Source organism: Rheinheimera fenheensis (assembly GCF_039871805.1).
GTDB classification, from domain to species: Bacteria; Pseudomonadota; Gammaproteobacteria; order Enterobacterales; family Alteromonadaceae; genus Alishewanella; species Alishewanella fenheensis.
Genome location: NZ_JBDPJM010000002.1, coordinates 491,863 through 515,714 on the forward strand (window position 1 = coordinate 491,863; position 23,852 = coordinate 515,714).

The following is a 23,852-nucleotide window of genomic DNA, read 5'->3' on the forward strand; positions in this document are numbered from 1 at the left end:
CGGTAAAAACAACAAAGCCGTCATAAACAGACGGCTTTTATCAACACGCCAGGCTTAATGCTGGCGGCGTTTACGCCGGCCAGCGGCAAGTAACACCAGGCCCAGGCCAAAAGCGGCCAGACTGGCTGGCGCCGGCACCGCCTGTACCGCTGGCAGCGCGGTTACCTGTATCGCATCTAAAAAGTTACCCACAGTGCCGCTGTTTAACGAGGTAAACTGCAGTTTGGTGGTGGTATCTGTTGCTACAAAGCGCTGGGTAAACTGATTCCAGCTTTTGGTCGTGTGATCGTTAAGCAGCCAGTTAATGTCTGCTGCCGCGACCTGAAATTGCTCATTGTTATTCGCCCGGGCCCGGTAGAAAAAGCTCAGCTCATATTCACGGCCAATTTCAGTTTCAAATAACTGAAAAATAGACCAGCTGCCCTGGTTGGCACCGTGGGCGTTTAACTCAATAAAATGGCTACCGCTGGCGGCGAACACACCATTCATGGCGTTCCACACTTCAATGTTGCTACCCTGCCAGCCCTCAAACAGATTGCTGCTCATCCAGGCCCAGTTGCCTGTCTTTACGCTATGGCTTTCAAAATCGCCGTTTACAATAAGCCCGGCCTGGCTGGAAAAACTGGCACACAATAACGTCGCGGCACCCGCCAACATCCTTATTTTTGTTAACATCGTTTAATCCTTTAACTACAGGGTTTGAATTACGGCAGATCATAGCAGTGCGGTTAACAAAACGGAACAAAAATTAAGCGATTCACACAGTTATTTCTTGCTCTTTTGCTCACTGGCAAAAACCACATTTATGCCATAGGCTTAGCAGCATCCTTTGGCAAACAGCAGGCTTGTTATGGCAATTCAACTACGCAAAAGCGACAGCGGCATTTACCGCCAAACCCTTCGTATTCAGCAACACACTATTTTTGCCGATGTGGCTAAAGACTTAGGCGGCGATAACAGCGCACCCGACCCACACGACTATTACGATGCCGCACTGGCCGCCTGCAAGGCCATTACCGTAATGATGTACGCTAAACGCAAGCAACTGCCGCTGGATTATATCGACATTGAAATCACCCGCGACAACAGCCAGGAAGCCCAGGGCACTTATGTATTAAACGTGCAGTTAAAACTACTGGGTAACTTGAGCGACGAGCAAAAAGCGCAATTAGCAGCCATTGCCGATAAATGCCCTATTCATAGGCTGATGACGGCGGCGAAAACTGAGGTCAACACCCGCTATAGCTAACCAGCACCAGATCGGAAAGTCACAGCAATTTTTGCAGCGCAGTTAGCTTTGTAACGCATACAGAGTGTTGTACAAACCGTCTTGTTGCAGTAAATGAGAGTGACTACCAGCCTGCCTGACGCTGCCATCTTCCAGCACATAGATCATATCAACCTGTCGTAACACACTCAGACGATGCGAGATAATCAGTACAGTTTTATCGCGCATGAAGGGCTGCAAATTTGCCAGTATGCGAGCCTCAGTCAGGGCATCAACTGCCGATAGCGCTTCATCCAGCACAATTACCGGTGCAGGATTAAGCAGCATGCGCGCTATCATCAAACGCTGACGTTGCCCGCCGGAGAATTTAACGCCATCGCGGCCAATACTGCTGTCTAAACCGTCAGGCAGGCCTTGTACTGTGTTGTCTAGCTCTGCCAGTTCTAACGCTTGCCATAACGCGTCGTCAGTGACATCAACGCGGCCTTGTGTCAGGTTTTGCCGCAGGCTGGCGTTAAAGAACACTGGCTGTTGCTGCACAGTGACTATATGTTCGCGGATTAGATCATAACCAATGTTAGCAACCGACACCTCATTGATCAGAATATCACCGCTGGTTTTTTCATACAGGCCGAGCATTAAATTAACCAGCGTTGACTTACCGCCACCTGACACTGCCACCAACGCCGTCTTGCTGCCGGCTGCAATAGTCAAATTCACCCGATCCAGCACGGGATTTTGTGCGCTGTAGCCAAAGCTGACATTATCAAAACGTATTGTTACGGCCGCAGTATCCTGAAATGGATTTGTTGCCTGCGCCGGCGCCAGCCGCTGTTCGGTTTTCAGCTGCAGTAACTCATTCAAACGAGCCAGCGCCCCGTCGGCCTGATTATATGCGTATTGTAGTGATAACATTTCCTGAATTGGCCCCATCAAAAACCAGAGATAGGCGAACACAGCAAACATCTGGCCGATAGACAAACCGCTAAACAAAACCATAAACATTGCCAGTACACGGAACAGCTCATAACCTGCCAAGTAAACCGTATTATTTACCTGAAAAATCGCTTCTGTTTTCCATTGTGATGCTATGGCTTTGGCTTTTAATACTTCAGCACAATGGCTAATACGAGCAAAAAATGGCCCCTCCTGACGGTGAGATTTAATTTGCTGAATCGCATTCAGCGTTTCTACCAACGCTTGCTGCAAGTGCTCGAAAGCGAGATTTTCCTCACTTTTCATGGTCCTTACCCGCTGGCCAAACGAGCGGGCAAAAATTATCATAGCCGGATTAAGGCAAATAAGTACCAATGCCAATATCCAGTTGATGTAAAAAAGCACCAGCAAAGTACCGATTACCGTTAGAACGTTGATCAAAAACCGTGATAACGCCCGACTGACAAAATCATCAATAGTTTCAACATCAACAATACAGCGCGAGCTAACCGAAGCAGCGCCCAGCGCTTCAAATTCCTGCAGCCGGCTTATCGCCAGGTGATCTAACAAACGCTGACGCAGCAAGAAAGAAATGTCTTTGCCAATACGGGTAAAACATTGCGACTGCAAAACATCCAAGCCTAAGCTGACAGTGCGCAATAGCAGCACAAACACCAGTACACATAAGATAAAGCCCACTGGAGTTGACCATGGGGTTGGCAGGATCAGCGATAACCACTCGCTTAACTGTGCCGGTTGGTTTAGCAGTACTTCATCAACCAGTAGCGGTATCATCAGCGGCAATGGCACGCTGAGTAACACAGAACAGAGGGCAAAAATATTGGCCAGCAGCAACGCCTTGCGATGCACAAATACCTGTTGGCGGATCACCTGCCAGGACAACATATCAGGCGGCTTCCGTTTTCTTATGCAAACACAGCTCAAAAGCCGGTGGAGCGAGCGCGGCCTGTGCTAGCGGCCGGGTTTCTACAAATTGATATTCGCTGCGGTACTGACTAATAATCTGCAATACATCAGTAACGATAAGTAAGGTCAGGTTGGCCGCAACACACTTATGTTCCCCCCAGCCAAATGCGATAAGATTGCGACGCAGATCAGCATCACACCAGCGCTGCGGCATAAATTCGCTGGCATCTTGCCATTGTGCAGGATTGCGCTGCGATGCATATGGGCAAGCAACTATGGTGTCATCAACGCTGACTTTCAGCCCACTCGGTAAGGTATGATCTTTCAAAGGCAGCCTGGTAAGGTTCCACGCAACCGGCCATAACCGTAATGCCTCCAGCACTACCCACTCTTTGTTATCAACTTGCGCCGCCGGATGCCTACCTTGCAGATATAAACTCCAGCTCAATGCAAACCCCACTGAGCCGGCACTGGCGAATAAAAACGATAAAAACACTTCCACCATGTCCATGACTGGGACATCATCGTTGCAATGCTGGATAACGGCATCCAACACATCACTGTGCACCGATTTATGTCGTAGCCTCGCTTGTACCTCGGCTTTTAACGCCCGCAGCGCTTTGTGGCGAAACACCATACGCCGCCACCAGGAAAATTGACTTCGTGCACCTGAGAACACCGACCGGCGAACGATCAAATCGACATACTTAAACGTGTTTTTCATCTGTGGCTGGTTTATCAGCGCAGAGCGTAAAAACTGATATATCAACCAGTTACCGCTATCAGGCCACTGCGTGCGCCCGGTCAAGCTGGACTCAACTAATGGCGCCAACAGCGTTTTGTGCTGAAGATAATGGTTATGTAATAATTTTATCGCTGCTCTGGCAATGTCTACCTGCCGGCTACGCGGCCCAAACAGGCCGTTTTTGGTAAAAAAGAAGTCCGAGTGCGGGGCATAGTTCTGTTCCTTATTCGCTAACACCGCTTTAGCATCCTCGACGGAGGTAAGGAAATGACTGCCACCGGGAAATTCAATTACGTTATCGCCTGAAGCCAAACCAAGATCAAGAAAGTGATAAGGATCGCGATACAGTGCATCCGATTGTTCAATTTTCATCTGTATTGCCCCGCTTATCTGCCAACACCCGGCCACAAAAACCAACCGGTGTAGGTAAGGCTGTCATTACCACATAAGGTGCAGCATCAGCCGGCAATTGCAGTCTATACCGGCAGCTAAGTAAATGGCCTAGTAACATCATCTGACATAACCCCAGCTGCGACCCGATACAGCCTTTGGGCGCCCAGCCAAACGGCACATAGCTGCCAGGCTGGGTTTCTTTTTCTTCGAGCCACCGCTCAGGCCTGAACAGGTCAGGGTCATGCCAGTAACGTGGGTTTCGATGAATAAAATAGGGGCTCATAATAATGGCCGAGTCTTGCATAATTTCCTGCCCGGCAATACTCATGTCAGTGCGGGCTGTACGCGCCACGACCGGAACATTCCACATTCTGAGCACCTCACGCACAAACGCATACAACAGTGGAGCCCGCTTCATTGGTGCCTGGCAAAACTCAGCCAGTGGCAGAAGTTGCAACTCCTCACGGATTTTTTCGGCCCATACTGGCTGCCTACTTAACTCAAACGCAAGGCAACTCAGCGCTGCCCCCGGTGGCCCATTGACCGCGGTATGCACAGTAACCATAGCGTCAACGGCCCTGTCCATACCAAGACGGTCTAATAAGCGCACACTGGCATCAAGTAAATCTGCTTGGCCAGGTAACTTGCCCCTGGCCCGGAGTTTGATATGTTTACGAAACACCGATGCCGTTCGCATACTATGGCGCATCATGCTCAGACGCTGTCGCCAGGTTTGCGGCTTCGGTTCAGGGTCCAGTAAATAGGCCAGTTTATTCTGCTGGTCAGCATGGATAACTCGCGTATCCTGCTCAGACAAACCCGACACTAACTGCGGCAATAAGGTCCTGACAACCATGTGTTGGATCACATCATTAAAGTTTACCGCTGAAGCGCTCTGCTCTGCCTGATGCAAATGCGCAGCCATATCACCATGCAGCTGAAGTAATGCGGTAGCCGACGTTGCATTGCGTAACGTATCCAGCCACAGCATACGAATTTCCTGCCAGCTAACAGCAGCTGACTTCCTACGTAGAATTAAATCAATTAGTCGGTCAGGTAAGGTTAAATCAGCGTAATTTTCTTTGCTGACCGTTTTTGACGCTGCAGCGGAAAAAATGCAAGCGGTATGGTCATTCAATTTGAAGTTTTCTTCACCCGCGTGGCAACGCTGTTTTAAAGCAGAAATATGCGGACTTTCTGTAGGTATAGCCATCACTCAATTCGCTTTGTTATTGTCGTTATTTGCGTGTTACACAGCTATGTTATGTCGTTGTAACAGCGCCCTGCAGTAACCAGCCAGGACGCTAACTCTCTCTACTGCAAAGCTGCAGCGTTAGTGGTTAGATGTTATGGTATAACACCCAACGCCACCAGGTTTCATTGCGTGAACCGCAGCCGCGGTTATCAATACGTAGACCCATTTTTTTCATTATTGCTTGTTGAATTTTTTTCATTTTTAGCTCCAACTTGTTGATATTTTGAATTTTAAAACATCGACAGCGCAACTGATGCGAAACCAACATACACCCCAAAAAACAAACATGTCAACAACATAAATTAGCAATTTTAAGCAAGGGTTTATTTATATTTAACTTTTTAAATACATGACCAGGCTTAAATAGATACAAAACAGCAAAAGCGCAGCTGGCAGCCATTGCCGACAAATGCTCTATTCATAAGCTGATGACGCAAGCAAAAACGGAAGTGCATACCCGCTATAGCTAACCGGCGCGTTATTCAACCGCTGGTAGCAACACAGCATAATTGACTAGTTGTTTATTTAATGTAAATTAAGTGCATCTACTTTATCTGCAAAGCTCTTAATCATGGCGACGATACAATTATTGATCGGCGGGACAAGTATCCTGCCAAGCATTAGTAACAAATTACAGAAGAAGCAGGATATATCTGAAGCCTCCCTGAAAGATAAAAGTATTACTATCGACCGGGTATTGGCTGCCCGCATGCGTAACGCCACACTCGATGAGATGAAAATGCTCAGCAAAATGTCCATGAAGGAGTTCAGAACGCTGTTGCTTGGTCAAGGCATAAGCGCCAGCAGATTTACAGACCAACAACTGCAGCAAGCCGTAAACATAGAGATAATTAATTTAAGAAACATTGCTGTGCAATTACTGCAGGCAGATTTTCTTAAGTCAGACACGCCCATTATTATCTCTGGCACCCCAGCAGGTGCTGTAGGTTTAGTCGCGAAAGTACTAGGGCCTACAACTACCGCCAATAGTATGCCAATCGGCGCTTCAGTTTGGTGGACTTATGACACCAGATTGAGAATCGAAGCCATCCATTACTCAGACAAAAATAGCCACTTGGTAGTAAACCCATGAGCTTTCTCAAACCTGTCTTTTTATTAATTGTGTTAGTTTTTACTGCAGCCTGTCAGGCAAATAGCCACCATTACATGGGCTGCGACTGGGTTATTCCAACTAGCCTGAAGCAAAAAGCCGAGCACGAATACAGTAATAGTGTTGATGCCAGCGATTTAGAAAACTGGCAGCCAGCCTCTGTGATGTTTACGACTTACTCAGGACCTCAGCAAGACTACTACCGCGATCTCGCTACAAGCGGCAACACTGACGTGTTATTGCTGGAACATACCGCTCAGCCTACAGACAGCTTCAAATATGTCTCGTCATTTGTGCGTCAAGAAAGTTTTGGCATTCCCTTCATGGTGGCAGAGCTTAGTATTATCAAAGACAATAAAATGCTGGTCATGTCCGGCCTAGCAGAAGACGACGCTATAACGTTAACCAACGGCTGTGCCGATGTTGCCCAGGTTGAGCAGCACTATGAATTGCTGCGACAGGTCAAAAACAGTTTTCAGGATTTTCTAAACAGTGCGCACGGTATGCGGGTTGTTGTGCCCTAAGCAGCTTAACAGTATTATCAATTCACATCGTCAAACGTCGGCAAGGCTATTAATGGTGCAGCATGCAACCGACTAAACAGCAAGAAACTGAAAACTGGCTTAGCAGTAAAGAAGCGAAAAAGGCGCTGAAGGTGTCGGACTGCCATTTAATGCATTTGCGCCAGACAAATTAGATTTAATTTTTCTTACCACTCAGCTACTTGCAGTCGCTGTTTAACGCCAAAAATTTGAAACTGCAGGGCGTGAAATACCTCATCAAAATCGCGGCAGCCGCTGGTGATGTTTGGCAGCGATAAAGCGGCTTCAATAAAAAACCGTTGCTGCTCGGCCTCACTCTGCCAGGCTTGCTGCCACCAGTCTTTAATATGGTAGCGGGCAGATGTTAACCGGGCCTGGCTGGGCAGCCGGTCGCGTTTTAGCTTGTTCTCCCGCGAGCTGGCTGGCAGCAGGTTCCATAAATCGTTATTCGGCCAGTAACTAAACGGCACACAGTGGTCAATATCGTAGCTATACAGCAAGTCACCACTCCAGACGCTATGTACCGCCGCGCCCTGCCCGCGCAGTGCTTCAACCTTTTTCCTGACCAACGCCGTATCATGCTGCCGATCCAACCAGCGCAGCTGATTATGGTAGCTATCAAGGGTGATCTGCCGCTGCTGGTTTAGCTCGTACTTTTGCATTTCTACCACCCATTGCTGCACCAGCAAGGGTTCTATCCAGCAGCCGTATTGGCGAAAGCAGTTCCACATATCCTCGCGCAGCACAAAGCTGCCGAAGCTGTCTAAAAAGGTTTTATCCAGCAATACCGTGCTTTGGCGTTTGTTTTTACTGCGCTGCATAGCAAACAGGCGGTTATCTTTATGGCCTTGCCAGGTATACTTCACCGGGCCGGCTTTAATTGTGGCTAAAGTATCGCTGAACAATTGCTGCAAAGCGCCAGCCTCCTGGCCGGTGTAAAAATTACCGATAGCAAAATCGTCTGCCGTAAGATGCTGCAACAATCTCCAGCCGTTATCAGTGACAAAACCCAGGCCTTTGGCCGGATCTGAGCTTTGCTGAATATTGTTATCCACCAAGCGTTTAAACAGCCGGATCCAATACAGCGCTACTAAGCCCAGCGAAATAGCGACAGTACCGTCCTGCTTATCCAGCACAGCGCCAGGGTGAGCATCAGCAATGCGCACCAAAGTGCGCAGCAAAGCCAGTTTATAGGTAGACGATTTATTGTCATTTACTACTATATGCCGCACTTTACTCAGGCTGCCGCTGCCATCGTCCGGCAGTTCCAACACCAGAGTTTGCCACTCTACCCCTGCGCGGCCACCGGCATCTGCGGTTACCTCGCTGACAAAGCGCAGCAGCAAACCAAACTGCCGCGCCAGTGCAGCTATTTCATTTACAGTTACCGGATACGCCGTGCGCTCATCGCTAAAATCGCCAAAACGCAGGCTTAACACAAAACGGCCACCGGGTGCCAACAGGTTAGTGATTTTACGAAACGCCCGCTCGCGCTCAGACGGCAGAATATGCATCCACACCGCACTGAGTAAGATGGTATTAAATTGCAGGTTTAGCTGATAACAGGCTTTTAGCTCCGGCAAGCTGTCGTGTAACCATTTTACTTTTTCAGCCGTTTTTAACTGGCCCAGTCGCAGTAAATCTGCAGCAGGTTCCACAGCAATAACTTGGCTGCCTTGCTGTGCCAGCCACAATGCATCGCGGCCACTGCCGGCGCCAATATCCAGCACCAGCTGTTGTTGCTGCCCACTCTGGGGCCAATAGGCACTCCAACAGGCATGCACCTGCTCAAAGCTCAGCGCATCGTACTGGGCAGCAAATAACTCTGCGCCCTGATGGTAATGATCAATGGTTTTGCTCATGGCTAACCGGTTTTTCTGTCATGGGCAGATTTTCGGGCTTGCTGCTTAATACTTTCCAACAGCTCATCATCCGTCATTAGTCTTAGTTCACTGGCTTTAATATTAGTTTTGAAATTGCGCTGATACTTCTTTTGTAGTTTCGGAGCTAAGTTAACGTAAATAACTTCCAAATCACGCCAGATCGCTAAGAATCCAGCCCTAAGCACCGGATACGACATAATTGCTGCCCCAGCAATACCCGTATATTTGATCACAAGATCAATATCGACACTGCCAGCTTTAACCTCAGTGACTTCAATATTAACTGTTAAATCGTTTGCTTCTGGCGGCAGAGCTTCAACAAAACGCTCATTGATTGATGCTGCGAGGTCATTGGCAAACCCGATTGACCAAGCACCAAACTCTTCGTCAAGCACTAGCTTGGCCGAGCCGATGGCTAGTTTTTCAATTTGGAAGTCCGGGTCCACCACCAAAGCAGATACATCCGATACACCTTTGACTCTATTTCTAATATCGATAACTGCGTTATCGTCAAATAAACCAAACACACCTTCGAAGTGAATATCTGAAAATGGCGGCTTTGCCAGTTGTGCCGGGCTCATCACGCCGTTCTGCGTAAGATAATCGATAATGGTATTCACAAACTGCAGTTGCTGCGGGTTAAATCTGGCGCTATCGAGATAATCAGCAAAAGCCACTTTGGCAGCACCGCGATCCAGTCCCACCAGTTCTCGCACAAATTCACCCACGCTTTTATCAGGATGAATGGTTTTATTGTACTGGTCTAAATCTGCGATGCCGCTGGCTTCATATAGCTTGTAATCCAGCTGCTGCAAATCCAGCTTAGTGATTGCTTGATTACGCTTAATCCGCTGTATCGTTAAGTCATCTTCATGCTCACGGATATAGGCTTCAACCTTTTTGCGATACAAGACCAGACTTGAATCAGTAGAAAATTCATACACACCGTCATTTTCATGTACTTCCAGCAACTGGTCCTGAAAGTTGGTGAACACTATGCCGGTACTTTCTTTTTCAATAAAACGCATTAATAAGCGCAGCTTTAGCCGGGTTTTCTCTAAATCTTCCAGTGTTATATCAGTCCAGAAATTACTGCTCTGTACATATTGGATCCATTCCAACTGCGCCATTACTGCTGGTACGCTGGCTTTGCTCTCTAGCTTTGCCGCTATCTGAGTCAGCTTGTCACGATAAAAATCAGAAATGCCGGTTTTATTCACCAGTGCCAATTGCATGGTCAGCAGCAATTGATCAAACCGCAGTGACAATTCTTCTTCTTTTTCTTCGGGGATCAGCGGTGTAGCTTCACTGGGTAATATCGCAATTTGCTTTTCCAGCTCAGCCAGGTGTTCGTTCGTTAAATGCTGCCATATTGCACTTTGTTGATACTTTTCAACTAACTGGCGTTTAGCACGCACAATAAAGTTATCCAGTTTCATGCCGGCAACACGGTGCTGCAAAGTGCGAATATTGTATTGTTGGTAGTCGATACCGAAGTTGCCGAATTCAGGTTTATCTTTAAGCCGTTGCGACAACTGCAAACGGCTCTCAAAAATCGCTTGCGTCAAGCTTTTACTCAGGTTGTCTTTTGCACCTTCCGGGTTCATTTCAAAATATTCAAAGTTTTTACAACAATCGAATACCTTAAAAAATTGCTTATGGTCTGCCGGGCCAAATAAGTCTTCACATAAACGGGTGCCCCGGCCCAGCATCTGCATAAACTTAACTTTAGACTTGATCACCTTAAAGAACATCAGGTTAACCACTTCCGGCACGTCTATGCCGGTATCCAGCATATCTACCGAAACCGCAATGCTTAATGGCAGGTTGGGGTCTGCCGGCGGCTTTTCACCTTTAAATTCATCAATCAGGGTATCAGCGTACTTTTCTTTGTAGGTGATCACCCGGGCAAACTTACCTTTGTAACTCGGGTAATTGGCATTAATGCGCTCAACAATAAACTCGGCATGGTCGTTGTTGGCAGCAAATATGATGGTTTTGCCCAGCCGGGTGCCACCGGCGACCATAACGCCGCGCTCCATTAGTACCTGCAGTGCTTTATCAACGGTATCTTTATTGAACAGAAACTTGTTCACCTCTGATGGCAACACCTCTTCTTTACCTTCCAACTGCTCTTTGCTTTCCCACTCTTCTTTCTCTGCTGCAGTCAGCTCGGCGTATTTAATGCCTTTACGAATAAAACCCAGTTCAATTTTTACATCTTTGGGCGGCACTAACACCTTGTCGGCAATGGCTTGCTCTAACTCATAAGCAAAGGTCGGGTCACCTTCCGGTTGCTCGAAAATATCGTAAGTATTCTTATCTAACTCCGCTTTAGGGGTCGCGGTTAAACCCAATAACAGGGCATCAAAATAATCGAAGATATAGCGGTATTTTTTGTATACCGAGCGGTGTGCTTCATCGACTATTACTAAGTCGAAATGGCCGACACCAAACAACCTGCTATCGGGTGCGGCACTGAGTAGCCCCATCATAGTTGGGTAAGTAGAAAGGTATACCCGCCCTTTTAACTGCGAAGTACCGCTGGATAAAATCTCCGGCGAGCTTTTTGGCAGTAATTTAGAAAATTCCTTTTTTGCCTGATTTACCAGCGCATTGCGGTCGGCCAAAAACAAGGTGTTTTTTACCAGGCCTGCCCGCATGAGTACATCAACCAAAGCAATAGTGGTACGGGTTTTACCGGTACCGGTGGCCATAACCAGCAGGGCCTTACGCTGTTTTTTCACATCAAACTGCTGGCACACTGATTCTATAGCTTGGCGCTGATAAGGCCTGCCCTTGCCGGCAATACTGGTATCCAGCTCCACCGCGCTTAAGGCCTGTCTGGCGGTACGTCTGTTGATCAGACGCTGCATTTCGTCCTGATTTAAAAAGCCCTGCACTAAACGCGGTGGGTATTGGCAATCGTCCCAAAAATGGATTTCGTAACCATTGGTGTAGTAAATCAGCGGGCGTTGGCCAAAGGCTTTCTCCAGACAATCCGCATAGCAAATGGCCTGTTGCCTACCATCTTTGGCGCTGAGCATAGTGCGCTTGGCTTCGACTACTGCCAGTGGCTTGCCATCGGCCCCCCAAAGCACGTAATCAATAAAGCCGGCACCGGTTTTATTGTGGAAGCTGGGCGGCATGCCTTTTACTTCATACTCTTTTACATTTGCCGCATCCAGCTGCCAGCCCATTTCTTTTAAGTACTGATCAATAATAAATTCACGGGTTTCAGCCTCGTTATAATCGTGCGGGTCCTTTACCTTTTGCGTGACTTTGGCATTGCTGACCTTTTGCTGCGCCAGCTGGTTTTGCAGTGCCTGTAACTGCTGTTGCAGTGCGGTATTTTGCTCTCGGGCTTTGTCCAGCGCTTGCTGATGTGCTTCGTCGCGCTCAGTCAGTTGCTTTTGCAGCAGCTTTAACTGCTTGGCAGACTGCATCACCAAGTCCGCACTTATTTGCACAGTTTTTGGCAGCTTGGCCAGGTCGAATACCTGATATTGTAGCGGCTGGCCTTGTTGTATGGCGCTGCTGATGGCACTACTGTAAGTTCGGTAAAACCAGTACAGAATATGGTGCAGCTCTTTTAACGCCTGAGTCGACTCCGGCTCTGTAACCTTGCGCTCACTGTGAACCGCATTATTACCAGCCTTTTGCACTGCTTTAATCTTGGGGAAAATTGTACTGCCAAGCGCCGCTTTAAAGTCACTTTGGTTAATCAGGGTATTTAAGCTTTGATCGTATTTCGGCTTTTGCAGCCCTTTGTCGAATTCATACATCCATTGCACTGTACGTTCCAGCGTATAGCGGCTGTAAAAGCAGCTGGAGCGCGGGTCGGCATTCACCACCGCTTCAGCTTTTTGCGCATATTGCTGCAACTCAGGCCATTCAGATAAGAATAAAAAATTCGACATGCAACATCCTGTGCTATTTATTATTTTGCCAATACATTCTCAATCAACCGAATTAACGTCTGCTTTCCCGCGGGTAAGCTTCAGCCACTAACAAGATCATAGCGGCCAAACCTGTGTCATTTATAACAGCTTGATAGTGTTCATTAAACAAACTTTTGTTTCTATTTCAACAACTCTATATGCAGATTAGCTCAGCTACATTTGTTGCCATCATTAAATCGCTGTCTACGCTCGCTCATCAGCTTATCCTTAAGCGTTGCTTGTTAAATCCAACTCGCCTTTAAAGGCGCGCTGCATTAGAGAGTTGAAGTTATGTTCAATTTCAGCTTTCAGGTCTCTGTAATTTTCAAGCCTGCCAGAAAGATTGCTTAGCACATGTTCGTATTTGAGTTGCTCAGCTAAATCCGGTAATGGAACTGACAAATTATTCACGATACCTTTGTTCAGGTTAGGCATAGTCGCACCAAGTGATTGCTCTTCAAACCACCGTTTTACAGGAGCACTCGACAGAAAATCGTTCAGAAACCTTGATCTTACTTTTTGCTGATTGGGCCTTACAAATAAACTGCCGGTGCCACAGAAATAGCCAGCTGATTTACCTGTTACTATGGCACATCTACCCATCTCACCGCGACGGCCCATAATTATGTCGCCTTCTTTAAGGTGATATTGCGGAAGCTCCAAATACTTGCTTTTGGTAATAGTTAATTCATAGCTCGGAATAATTTGCGACTTCGAAATATGAGTGGGGTTTATCAGTGGAATACCACCGGTAACATAGTCACTTTTATGAAGCATGGTGCCAAAAGGACCGATTTGCACATAGGCTATATTGCCCAGCAATGATGTTTTAAACCCCTTCGTGTTCTTAGTAGGATCACCAAACATCTCCAAAAACACCGCTTGGGCGAGTGCGTTAAGCTCTTGTTCCATTTGCTGGCATTGCTGACGCAAGGTATCGGCTTTTTCCAATACTGCGGCGATTTGCTTTTGGATAGGTAATGGCGGGAGAGGGATTTTTAATCTCGCTACATCCTTGGGGTAAAGATGTATTCCTTTTACTAAAGTTTTAATTTGATGCCGCGCAAAATCACTGCGTAGCCAAAAATTCAGATATATCCCATCTAATATATTTCCAGCTGTCGCTCTTACCAATAACCATTCGCCAGTTGGCAAGCACCCGACAACCTCTGGTTCTACCCTATACTGCTTACTACCGACATAGTCAGCATTATGAGCGGCATTAAGAATCAACGTGTCATTTAATCTTAAAAACTTAGACTTGGATTTTAACGCAACACTTTCATCCACAAAGGACTCAAAAATCCCCTTAAACTTCCGATGCTCGGAAATGTCTTTTATCTTTAAAACAGGAAAACCTTTATCACGTTGTTCAGCCTTGGAAGGCGTTTTACCGTTAAAAATCTCCGCTACTTCTGACAGCTCGACTAAAGTAAAGCTCACAGCATGGCCTCCAAATCGGCGATGCCTTTATCCATAGCTGCTTGCAGGTCTTTAATGCGTTGCAGGATCACTTTTGGCGGGTCGTATTTTACTTCTTCGTACACCACTTCTTTATAGCGGTTAATCGACAAATCGTAGTTATTGGCAACGATCTCTTGCAGCGGCACATAAAAGCTTTGCTCGGTACGCTGACGCTGCGCTTCGCCTTGCTTGTTAAACCAGCGGTACAGTACATCCGGAATATTATTCAGTTTATGGTTCGGCAGTTCAGACGGTACGGTATTACCGTGGGCAGCCTTGGTATCGATAGCATCAGCTTCGGTGGTTAGCTCTTGATCCTTAATCAATGGCGTACGCTTGTCGTCCAGTGAAAAACCATCGGCCTGCATATCGTAAAACCATACGTTGTCAGTACCGCCGCTGTTGGTTTTGGTAAAGAACAAAATTGCCGTTGATACACCGGCGTAAGGTTTAAATACACCGGACGGCAATGACACCACCGCATCCAGCTTATGCTGTTCGATAATGGTTTTACGAATGGTTTGATGTGAGTTGGTAGAACCAAACAATACGCCGTCTGGCACTATTACCGCTGCGCGCCCGCCGGGCTGTAACATACGCAGTATCAATGCTAAAAACAGCAGTTCGGTTTTTTCCGATGGGCCTTTGGCTTTTTTCTTATTGCCGTCTTCGTCAGTTTCAGTTTTCGCCTGCACTTTTTTCGGCGTTTTACCAAGGGCGGTGAGTAAATCCGGCGATAACTCATCGTAGGCAACACTGCCTTTAAACGGCGGGTTAGCTAATATCAACGTGTATTTTTCTTTGATATTGGCGTCGCCATAATCACTGAGTGAATCACGGTATTCTACGGTTGGTTGCTCAACGCCGTGCAGCATTAGGTTCATAGCGCCAATACGCAGCATATGCTGATCAAAGTCGTAGGCATTAAACATCTTTTTGTGAAAATGCTGGCTGTTCAGCGGCTTTAACAAGGCATCTTTGTGTGTGCTACGCACATACTCTTCGGCAGCCATTAAAAAGCCGCAAGTGCCGGAGGCCGGGTCGCAGATAATATCTGACTTGTCGCCGTCTAGTTTTGGCGCTGTCATCTCTACCATCATTTGAATAATGTGCCGCGGCGTACGGAACTGGCCGTTGGTGCCGGATGATTGCAGCTTGCTAAGCATGTACTCGTATAAATCGCCCTTGGTATCGCGGTCTGACATGTCGATTTTATCGATCATAGTAACCACTTTATCCAGTACCGCTGGTTTGGGGATCATAAAGATGGCGTCTTCCATATGCTTGGCAAAAGCTGTGTCTTCACCCTGTATGGTTTTGATAAACGGAAACACCTTATCTTTCACCAAATCAAACATCACTTTAGGATCAAGATCTTTAAACTTGCTCCAGCGGTAGCTCAGTTCGTCATCGTTACCGTTCTTACCAAAAATAGGGTTGGTAAAAGCCGTTTCCAGCAACATGGCTTGTTTCTCGCGCTGGGTGTGAATTTCGTCTAAACGGCGGATAAACAGCAAAAAAGTGAATTGCTCGATGACAGAAATCGGGTTGGCTATGCCACCCGTCCAGAATGCTTCCCAAATTTCATCGACCTGATTTTTAATTTTACCTGTTAGCATTTACTGATTTACCCTACTAAATAACGGTTATTTTTGCGCTGTGGCAGTGCGCTCAAACATCTTATTAATAATGACAGAAACATTTACAAAGCTAAGCGAGACCTGATTGTGCAGCATTGTACTGCCATGTGAGTGATTGTTCCTGATTTTTGGCAGTATTTCGCTTAAATCCCTCACGTAATCCCATTCGACATTAAAAGCGCTCTCGTCTATCTCGCTTTCGTCCCATTGGTATTCTTCCAAGCCCTGCTCTTCCATTAGCTTAAAGACTTTATCCCGATAAGCATCCTCTGCAGCCATTCTGTTGCGACGATGCCAGCGCGGGAAGTCTTCGTTTTGTATTAATTGATGTTGAGCTAAATACTCCAGATACAGCCTTAAGCCTTTTTTGAAATTTATACCTCTTGCTTTAAGCTCTTTTTGAAACGCGACCAGCGTCTTATCGCCTATGCATTCCCGAATCGCCAGCTCTAACGTAGTAAGCACATGCCGTTCAGCCACAACGTAAAAGCGATACACATAAAAGGCGTGTAGATACAGATTTCTAGCGGTATCGAATTGCACTCTGATATCTTCCGGCACATAACTATTCAGGCTGCACTGCGAAATCCGAGCATAAAGCACTTCGATTGACGTCACACCGAAATGGAAATTACGCTGGTCCGGCGCAAGTACATTCACTGGGGTGCGAAATTCATCCGCCGGGTAAACAACCGCATCGGCAGCTGAGCTGACTGTTGGCGTGTTCATATTAAATATCCGTATTTTTGGACTAGTAATTAATACTGCCGATTGTCGCACTAGATGATGAACATACTCAAATCCCCCGTAACCAGCCCAATTTAGTTATCATCCCCAGCTTTTGATGCTGCGATGACCGACGATACTGACTGCAAGCCGACCGATGACAGGGTGGGTTTTACACAAATTCGTATTAGCGCGGTAATAGATGCCAATTTAACCGACGAGCAAAAAGCGCAGTTTTTAGACGAGGTATGCCAGCGCTGCCCGCTGCATGACAATTTAAGCCACACCAGCGAAGTGGTGCATAGTTTGGCTTAGGCTAGAAAGGTATTACCTTTGGCTGTTAGCCTGCACCCGCTCAGACATAGTTTGCACACGATTGGTCAACACCCTGGTGGTTAACGCTAAACCGCCGGGGCGCAGCAGCCGTTCAATAATCGACAATCGTGGGTCGGTATTGCCTTTTTCAACTTCGCGCAGGGTTTTCTCTGACACCTTGCACAGCCTGGCGTAATCAGCCTGGGTTAGCTGATACAAGCGGGTGCGAATAGCGTAAATAGCCTGCCCTAGCGTTATTTCAGCGCGGTTTAACTTATAGCAAATATCCGCAATAACGTCGTTTTGATTAAGTTGGCTCATAACAACTGCATCCGTTTTAGTTTGGTTTCAAACTGGGTAAAGCCAATCGCCGGGAAAAGACTTGCAACAGCATTAACACCCTCCAGAGCTATATACGGTAGTTTAACTCCGTTTAAATAGTATACAACAGTAGTTTGTTACCGCTAAATAGTCAAAAAGGCAAACTTAACGGCAGTTTATTACCGTAAGCAGTCATTAATGAGTACAAGTCGACATAGCTGCCACGCACATAGGTTGGGTTAAACGACAGCTAAGGCTTAACCACAAAAGCTCTGGCGCCTAAATCAAGCGCCAGTGCGCGCAGTTCGGTTTGCTGGGCCACTGGCGCATAGGCAAAACAGCTAACCTGCAGGCCGGCGTCGCTGGCGGTGTGAATAAACTGGCAGACTTCACTAAAACCGAACCGGGTGGGCTTAACCGCTTGCTGATAGGCAGGCGGATTGCTCGCTGGCAGGTACACTTCTAACCGCTCTACTTCCAGTTCAAGCAGCTGCTGGCAAATTGCCGGGGCCTGCTGCGCGTCCACCAAACCATAGGTTAGCAACGTTATCGGCACGCCATGGCGTTTGGCCTTAAAGGCCGGTAGAAACGCAGCTAACACATCTAAATGCAGCAGTGGGTCGCCAATACCGGCGATAGCCAGACCCTGTAATTCAAATTCTGTCGCCGCCTGCTGCTCATAACCTTGCTGATAAGCCTGTTCGGCAGCATCGAGTAACTGCTGTGGCGATGGTGTCGGCGTTAACTGGCTGACTAAAGCACTGTGCCCAGAGCGCTGCAATAAGGATTGTGCCGCCGGAAGATCACTGCCGCAGTGCAGCGTAAGGCGCTGGGAGTCCAGGTAAGAGCATGTAGATGTTGTCATAGCGCTTCCTTTAAAGCTTAATGATGTTGCTACTATTGCACGCTGATAAAAATTTAACCTTAAAAACCTGTTTTACATCAAGCTGACATTATTAGCGGCTGCTAAACTTAAAGCCTGCAACGCAAGCCGGTGAAAAGTCATGAAACCCATGCCTAAATTCAGAATATGGCGAGAACAGCGGGTTATTCTGGCCAGCGTGAATGGCAGTTGGAACCGCTTCACTGCCGAGGATTATGCACAGGAGTTTAAAGTGCTGGCGAAGCCCTTGGCCGGCACTGACTGGGCACACATTGTTTATTTGGATAACTGGCAATTGGGCGTGCCGGAAATAGAGCCCGTCATCACTGAGCTGGTTAACTGGTGCCTTGCTAACGGCCTGCGCTACGCCGCTCAGGTATATTGCCCGAATATGATAAAGCGTTATCAGCTGGACAAAATGATTGTCGAGCATACGGCAACATTTGAACGCCGGGTTTACCCCGACGAGCAGCAAGCACTGGCCTGGTTAAGCTCGGAGGGCTTCACTGTGGACAGTTTAAGCCTAAAGCACACCGGCTAGACCAGCGTGTATCAATAAAACCGATTAAACCAAGCGCTAAAACTCGCTGTCGTAACCTAAGTTCGCCGTCTATAGTTTTAGGCACCTTAGCAGGTATCTGTTTAACAACCTGCACAAAATTAACGACCAAGGAGCAACTGATGGACAACAATACCGCCGGTAAATGCCCGGTAATGCACGGTGGCAATACCTCTGCTGCCAAAAGCGAGAAAAACTGGTGGCCCAACAGCCTTAACCTTGACATTTTGCACCAGCACGACAGCAAAACTAACCCGCTGGGCCAGGACTTTAACTATGCTGAAGCGTTTAAAAAACTGGACCTTGAAGCCGTTAAAAATGACTTTAAAGCGCTGATGACCGACAGCCAAAGTTGGTGGCCGGCTGATTGGGGCCACTATGGCGGTTTGTTTATCCGTATGGCCTGGCACAGTGCCGGCACCTACCGCATTGCCGACGGCCGTGGCGGTGGTGGCACCGGTAACCAGCGTTTTGCACCACTAAACAGCTGGCCAGATAACGGTAACCTGGACAAAGCCCGCCGCCTGTTGTGGCCTATTAAGCAAAAATACGGCAATAGCCTGTCGTGGGCCGATTTAATGATTTTAGCCGGCAATATGGCCTATGAGTCTATGGGGTTAAAAACCTTTGGCTTTGCCGGCGGCCGCGCCGATATTTGGCACCCGGAAAAAGACATTTATTGGGGCTCAGAAAAACAGTGGCTGGCCCCCAGTGGCAGTGAGGGCAGCCGCTACTCTTCATCGGCACAGGGCGGTGAACGCGATTTGGAAAACCCGTTAGCGGCGGTAATGATGGGCTTAATTTACGTAAACCCTGAAGGCGTGGATGGTAAGCCGGATCCGCTAAAAACTGCACACGATGTGCGTATTACCTTTGCCCGCATGGCGATGAATGATGAAGAAACCGTTGCCCTAACCGCTGGCGGCCATACGGTAGGTAAAGCCCATGGTAATGGCAAAGCAGAAAACTTAGGGCCGGAGCCGGAAGCCGCCGATGTGCACGAACAGGGCTTTGGCTGGAATAACCACAAAACCCGCGGCATAGGCCGCGATACGGTAACCAGCGGTATTGAAGGCGCCTGGACAACCCACCCGACTAAGTGGGATAACGGTTACTTTAAAATGCTGTTAGAGCACGACTGGGAACTCAAAAAAAGCCCGGCCGGTGCCTGGCAGTGGCAACCCATTAATATCAAAGAGCAAGACAAACCGGTCGATGTGGAAGACCCATCGCGCCGCACTATTCCTATTATGACTGACGCCGATATGGCGATGAAAATGGACCCGGCGTACCGCAAAATTTCTGAGCGGTTTTATAAAGATCCGGCCTACTTCTCTGAGGTGTTCGCCCGTGCCTGGTTTAAATTAACCCACCGCGATTTAGGACCGAAAAGCCGCTATTTGGGGCCAGATGTGCCAAAAGAAGACCTGATCTGGCAAGATCCGGTACCTAAAGGCAATTACGACTTAACCGACGCCGATATTGCTACGCTAAAAAATAAGTTACTGCAAAGCGGCTTAAGCCAAAGCGAGCTGATCGCCACCGCCTGGGACAGTGCCCGTACCTTCCGCAGCTCGGACTACCGTGGCGGCGCTAACGGCGCGCGTATTCGCTTAGCACCGCTTAACCAGTGGCAGGCCAATGAGCCAGAACGTTTAGCCAAGGTGCTCAAGGTGTTAGAAGGCATTAAAGCCGGCTTTGGCAAGCCGGTAAGTATGGCTGATTTAATTGTATTAGGTGGCAGTGCGGCCGTCGAACAAGCTGCTAAAGCAGCAGGCCACAACATCAGCGTGCCCTTTGCGCCGGGTCGCGGCGATGCCAGCGCCGAGCAAACTGATGCCGAGTCGTTTGAAGTGTTAGAGCCGTTGCACGATGCCTACCGTAACTTCCTGAAAAAGGATTATGTGGTGCAGCCAGAAGAGCTAATGCTGGATAAAACCCAACTGCTGGGTTTAACCGCACCGGAAATGACCGTGCTGATTGGCGGCATGCGCGTGCTGGATACCAACTACGGTGGCACTAAACACGGCGTGTTTACCGACAAGCCCGGTGTGTTAACGAATGATTTTTTCGTTAACCTCACCGACATGGCCTACAGCTGGCAGCCTGCGGGTAAAAACCTGTATAACATTGTCGAGCGTAACACCGGTAAAACCAAATGGACAGCGACCCGGGTCGATCTGGTGTTTGGCTCAAACTCGATACTGCGCTCTTACGCCGAGGTGTATGCCCAGCACGATAACAAACAAAAGTTTGTGCAGGACTTTGTTAAAGCCTGGGTAAAAGTAATGAACGCCGACCGTTTTGATCTGGCTTAAGGCGTCATAGTGTAAACAGCCCCGCCAGGTTAGGCGGGGCTTTTTTATGGCGATGATTTACAGCAAAGGCTTTAACGCTTTGGCAAGCAGTGGTGCCATACTAATGGCGTTGCTGGCGTGGGCGATACAATCTGTACTCCACACCCGGTTTACGCCGGCGGCTTTAATTAGCGCTAAGGCATCGCCGGCAAATAAGGCATGGGTCACGGCGACATCGACCGAGGCCGCGCCAGCGCTACGTAGTAACTTAGCCGCTTCGGCCAGTGTATGGCCGGAGCTGGCGACATCGTCCATCAGTACCACATTTCTACCGTTTACGCTGATGTTAGGCAGCTGAATGTGCACCTGTTTATCGCCGCTGCGCACCTTAGTGCATACCGCATAGTCACAGCCTATTTGCGTTGCTGCCCTTTCCACCCACTGTTCTGACTCGGCATCCGGCCCGATTAACAAGGGCTGCTGACACTCAATAGCAATCAGTTCAGCCAAGCGGGGCGCACCGCTAAGCGCTATCGCCTCGCCGCTGACAATGGCTTCGGTTAAGTGATTAATGCGGTGCAGGTGTGGGTCGACGGTAATTACACCATCGAATAATTCAGCTAAAAACTGGCCGATAATTTTTTGACTGACAATTTCGCCGGGGTTAAACGCAATATCCTGGCGCATATAGGCCAGATAGGGCGCCACCAGCCAAATCTTATTAATGCCCAGCGCCCGGGCATGGCGGGCAATTAATAACAGTTCTATCAGCTTATCGTTCGGGTTATTCAGGCTGCGATACAGTACCAGCTGCTTGGGCAGGTTATCGCTAAAAGGCAGCGTTAGCTTTAACTCCTGATCAGGAAACCGGTGCTGCTGATACAGTGACAGCGGCAAGCCAGCCGCATCGGCCAGGCGCTGTGCGGGTGCGTGCTCATCGCTACTTGCGAGTAACATTACAGACATCAGAAGACTCCCGTCAGCGGTCAACATATTCTACTCATCAATAAGCCTTAGTATTCTACAAACAGCGGCTGCAGCGCCCCGGCCGGGCCGATAGTATAACCACTGCTGCGCTCGCAGGCCTGGCGGGCAAATTCCAGCTCGGTTGGGAAAGCCGCATACACCCGGTATAGCAGCTGGCCTTGAGTTACCGTCTCGCCCAGTTTTACCATTAAGTCAACGCCTGAGCCTTTGGCGCGCGGCGCCCCGGCAGAGCGGGCAATGCGCGCTAGCTGCACATTATCAATGCCAATAACAGTGCCGCTGTCTGTAGCCGTGATATCAAAACTGAGCTTCGACAGCGGCGGCGCGTCCGGGTCGAAGTCTATTTTTCCCTGGGCGGCAATAATATCCTGCATCTTCGCCAATGCCCGGCCTGAGTCGAGAATATCGCGCGCGATGGCAAAACCATCACCGCCACGCACGTCTGGCGCAAACTCTAACATACGGCCGGCTAACCGTAGCGCCTTTTGCCGTAAATCATTGGGTGCCTGCTCATGGTTTTGCAGCACCCGCATCACATCGCGGGCCTCCAGCGCTGGCCCTATACCGCGACCTATTGGCTGGCGACCGTCAGTGATGACCACATCGATGGTAATCCCCATACGCTTGGCGACAAACTCAAACAATTTGCGCAGTTTTTGTGCCTCAGGCATCGAGCGCACTTTGGCGGTAGGGCCAAGTGGAATATCCAGCAGTAAGTGGGTAGAGCCGGCGGCGACTTTTTTCGACAAAATAGACGCCACCATCTGGCCGGGCGAGTCAATCGATAACGGCCGCTCGACTGAGATCAGCACATCATCAGCGGGGGATAAATCGCTGCTGCCACCCCAGGCCAGGCAACCGCGGTGGCGGTGTACGATGTCGGTGAGCTGCTCAAACGGCATATCGACATTGGCTAGCAGCTCCATGGTATCGGCGGTGCCGGCCGGTGAGGTAATAGCACGGGATGAGGTTTTCGGGCACAGCATGCCATGCGCCGCCACTATCGGCACCACCAGCATGGACGTACGGTTACCGGGAATACCGCCAATGCAGTGTTTGTCTACCACCGGGTGTTCGTGCCAGTCCAGATGGCGGCCGACCTTGCTCATGGCATCGCTTAAAAAGAACACCTCTTCGCGATCGAGCTCACCCTGATTACAGGCCACGACAAAAGCGGTCAGTTCTATTTTCGAATAGCGGTGGTTGGCAATGTCCTGCACGATGCGGTGAAAATCGTCAGCGTTTAAGCGCTCGCCGGCAATTTTGCGGTGTAGCGCCGGAATAGAGCGCGCCGGCTCGGCCGGTGACACAGTAACAGCACTGCCATCGGCTACGCCCAGCATGGCAAAGGCTTCTTCTGATAACCCCAGCTGCTGGCAGGCGACTATGCTGGTGTCATCCACCACATTTAAACTGGCCAAAATACGCTTACCGTTGGCCTGCACCTCAATTTTTGCCAGTGCCTGAAAGCCTTCAGCCCGGTATATTTCGCAGTCACGGTGTAAATAGGCGACGTTTTCGCGGTAGGTGTCTATGCCCACCCGCTTTAGCGTCAATTGCATGGTTTTATTGCTGCTTTTGCTCATCACAGCCTGCCTTAATGGTGCAACCTAGGCTTAATCTACCGGCCAATGCCAATACTGCCAAGTCATTTACGCGTTAACTGCTGTGGCTTTGCGCTGGCGCAAAAAAACGCCGG

Annotated in this window: 19 protein-coding genes; 6 read left to right on the forward strand and 13 right to left on the reverse strand. The window is 48.6% G+C overall.

What is annotated here, in order from left to right; translation table 11 throughout:
- Positions 1-54: 54 nt before the first annotated feature.
- Entirely contained in the window at positions 55-675 is a 621-nt protein-coding gene (locus ABGI61_RS05190; RefSeq protein WP_347597915.1) for a DUF642 domain-containing protein, read from the reverse strand.
- Between the two features lie 175 nt (positions 676-850).
- On the opposite strand from ABGI61_RS05190, the gene ABGI61_RS05195 reads away from it, so the two are divergent.
- Positions 851-1,249, forward strand: a complete 399-nt coding sequence (locus ABGI61_RS05195; RefSeq protein ID WP_347597918.1) for an OsmC family protein — start codon at positions 851-853, stop codon at positions 1,247-1,249.
- Positions 1,250-1,291: 42 nt separating this feature from the next.
- On the opposite strand, the gene ABGI61_RS05200 is transcribed toward ABGI61_RS05195, so the two are convergent.
- Genes ABGI61_RS05200 through ABGI61_RS05210 form a run of 3 tightly spaced genes read right to left on the reverse strand, consistent with a single transcriptional unit; the run spans position 1,292 to position 5,220 of the window.
- Complete coding sequence (locus tag ABGI61_RS05200; RefSeq protein ID WP_347597921.1) at positions 1,292-3,070, reverse strand: ABC transporter ATP-binding protein; 1,779 nt, start codon at positions 3,068-3,070, stop codon at positions 1,292-1,294.
- Between the two features lies 1 nt (position 3,071).
- Complete coding sequence (locus ABGI61_RS05205; RefSeq protein ID WP_347597924.1) at positions 3,072-4,208, reverse strand: cytochrome P450; 1,137 nt, start codon at positions 4,206-4,208, stop codon at positions 3,072-3,074.
- Complete coding sequence (locus ABGI61_RS05210; RefSeq protein ID WP_347597927.1) at positions 4,198-5,220, reverse strand: cytochrome P450; 1,023 nt, start codon at positions 5,218-5,220, stop codon at positions 4,198-4,200. The genes ABGI61_RS05205 and ABGI61_RS05210 overlap by 11 nt, the downstream gene beginning before the upstream one ends.
- A gap of 835 nt (positions 5,221-6,055) precedes the next feature.
- Between ABGI61_RS05210 and ABGI61_RS05215 the strand changes: the two genes are divergently transcribed.
- Positions 6,056-6,577 (forward strand): hypothetical protein, encoded by a 522-nt coding sequence (locus ABGI61_RS05215; protein WP_347597930.1) that lies wholly within the window; start codon positions 6,056-6,058, stop codon positions 6,575-6,577.
- Entirely contained in the window at positions 6,574-7,119 is a 546-nt protein-coding gene (locus tag ABGI61_RS05220; protein WP_347597933.1) for a hypothetical protein, read from the forward strand. Before ABGI61_RS05215 ends, ABGI61_RS05220 begins: the two co-directional genes overlap by 4 nt.
- A gap of 185 nt (positions 7,120-7,304) precedes the next feature.
- Here the strand turns inward: ABGI61_RS05220 and ABGI61_RS05225 are convergent, their stop codons facing one another.
- From ABGI61_RS05225 to ABGI61_RS05245, 5 genes are all read right to left on the reverse strand, one after another.
- On the reverse strand, positions 7,305-8,999 hold the full coding sequence (locus ABGI61_RS05225; RefSeq protein WP_347597936.1) for a class I SAM-dependent methyltransferase: 1,695 nt from the start codon (positions 8,997-8,999) through the stop codon (positions 7,305-7,307).
- 2 nt (positions 9,000-9,001) lie between these two features.
- Positions 9,002-12,940 carry a DEAD/DEAH box helicase family protein gene (locus ABGI61_RS05230; RefSeq protein ID WP_347597939.1) on the reverse strand — a complete coding sequence of 1,313 codons (3,939 nt, stop codon included), beginning with the start codon at positions 12,938-12,940 and terminating at the stop codon, positions 9,002-9,004.
- 249 nt (positions 12,941-13,189) lie between these two features.
- Positions 13,190-14,404: a restriction endonuclease subunit S gene (locus tag ABGI61_RS05235; RefSeq protein ID WP_347597942.1), complete on the reverse strand. Its 1,215-nt coding sequence runs from the start codon at positions 14,402-14,404 to the stop codon at positions 13,190-13,192.
- Positions 14,401-16,044, reverse strand: a complete 1,644-nt coding sequence (locus tag ABGI61_RS05240; protein WP_347597945.1) for a type I restriction-modification system subunit M — start codon at positions 16,042-16,044, stop codon at positions 14,401-14,403. The genes ABGI61_RS05235 and ABGI61_RS05240 overlap by 4 nt, the downstream gene beginning before the upstream one ends.
- A gap of 27 nt (positions 16,045-16,071) precedes the next feature.
- Entirely contained in the window at positions 16,072-16,794 is a 723-nt protein-coding gene (locus tag ABGI61_RS05245) for a hypothetical protein (protein ID WP_347597948.1), read from the reverse strand.
- A 123-nt stretch (positions 16,795-16,917) separates the two neighbouring features.
- Here ABGI61_RS05245 and ABGI61_RS05250 point away from each other — a divergent pair, with 123 nt between their 5' ends.
- Positions 16,918-17,106 (forward strand): OsmC family protein, encoded by a 189-nt coding sequence (locus ABGI61_RS05250; RefSeq protein ID WP_347597951.1) that lies wholly within the window; start codon positions 16,918-16,920, stop codon positions 17,104-17,106.
- Positions 17,107-17,118: 12 nt separating this feature from the next.
- Here ABGI61_RS05250 and ABGI61_RS05255 read toward each other — a convergent pair whose 3' ends face one another.
- Positions 17,119-17,427 carry a helix-turn-helix domain-containing protein gene (locus ABGI61_RS05255; RefSeq protein WP_347597954.1) on the reverse strand — a complete coding sequence of 103 codons (309 nt, stop codon included), beginning with the start codon at positions 17,425-17,427 and terminating at the stop codon, positions 17,119-17,121.
- 250 nt (positions 17,428-17,677) lie between these two features.
- Positions 17,678-18,292 carry a hydrolase TatD gene (locus ABGI61_RS05260; RefSeq protein ID WP_347597957.1) on the reverse strand — a complete coding sequence of 205 codons (615 nt, stop codon included), beginning with the start codon at positions 18,290-18,292 and terminating at the stop codon, positions 17,678-17,680.
- Positions 18,293-18,431: 139 nt separating this feature from the next.
- Between ABGI61_RS05260 and ABGI61_RS05265 the strand changes: the two genes are divergently transcribed.
- Positions 18,432-18,851, forward strand: coding sequence for a hypothetical protein (locus ABGI61_RS05265; RefSeq protein WP_347597960.1), 420 nt, complete (start codon positions 18,432-18,434; stop codon positions 18,849-18,851).
- 140 nt (positions 18,852-18,991) lie between these two features.
- On the forward strand, positions 18,992-21,187 hold the full coding sequence (katG, locus tag ABGI61_RS05270) for a catalase/peroxidase HPI (protein WP_347597963.1): 2,196 nt from the start codon (positions 18,992-18,994) through the stop codon (positions 21,185-21,187).
- A 57-nt stretch (positions 21,188-21,244) separates the two neighbouring features.
- Here the strand turns inward: katG and ABGI61_RS05275 are convergent, their stop codons facing one another.
- Together ABGI61_RS05275 and ABGI61_RS05280 are read right to left on the reverse strand one after the other, a co-directional pair.
- Positions 21,245-22,132 carry a ribose-phosphate diphosphokinase gene (locus ABGI61_RS05275; protein ID WP_347597966.1) on the reverse strand — a complete coding sequence of 296 codons (888 nt, stop codon included), beginning with the start codon at positions 22,130-22,132 and terminating at the stop codon, positions 21,245-21,247.
- 47 nt (positions 22,133-22,179) lie between these two features.
- Positions 22,180-23,739 carry a thymidine phosphorylase family protein gene (locus ABGI61_RS05280; RefSeq protein ID WP_347597969.1) on the reverse strand — a complete coding sequence of 520 codons (1,560 nt, stop codon included), beginning with the start codon at positions 23,737-23,739 and terminating at the stop codon, positions 22,180-22,182.
- Positions 23,740-23,852: the final 113 nt, after the last annotated feature.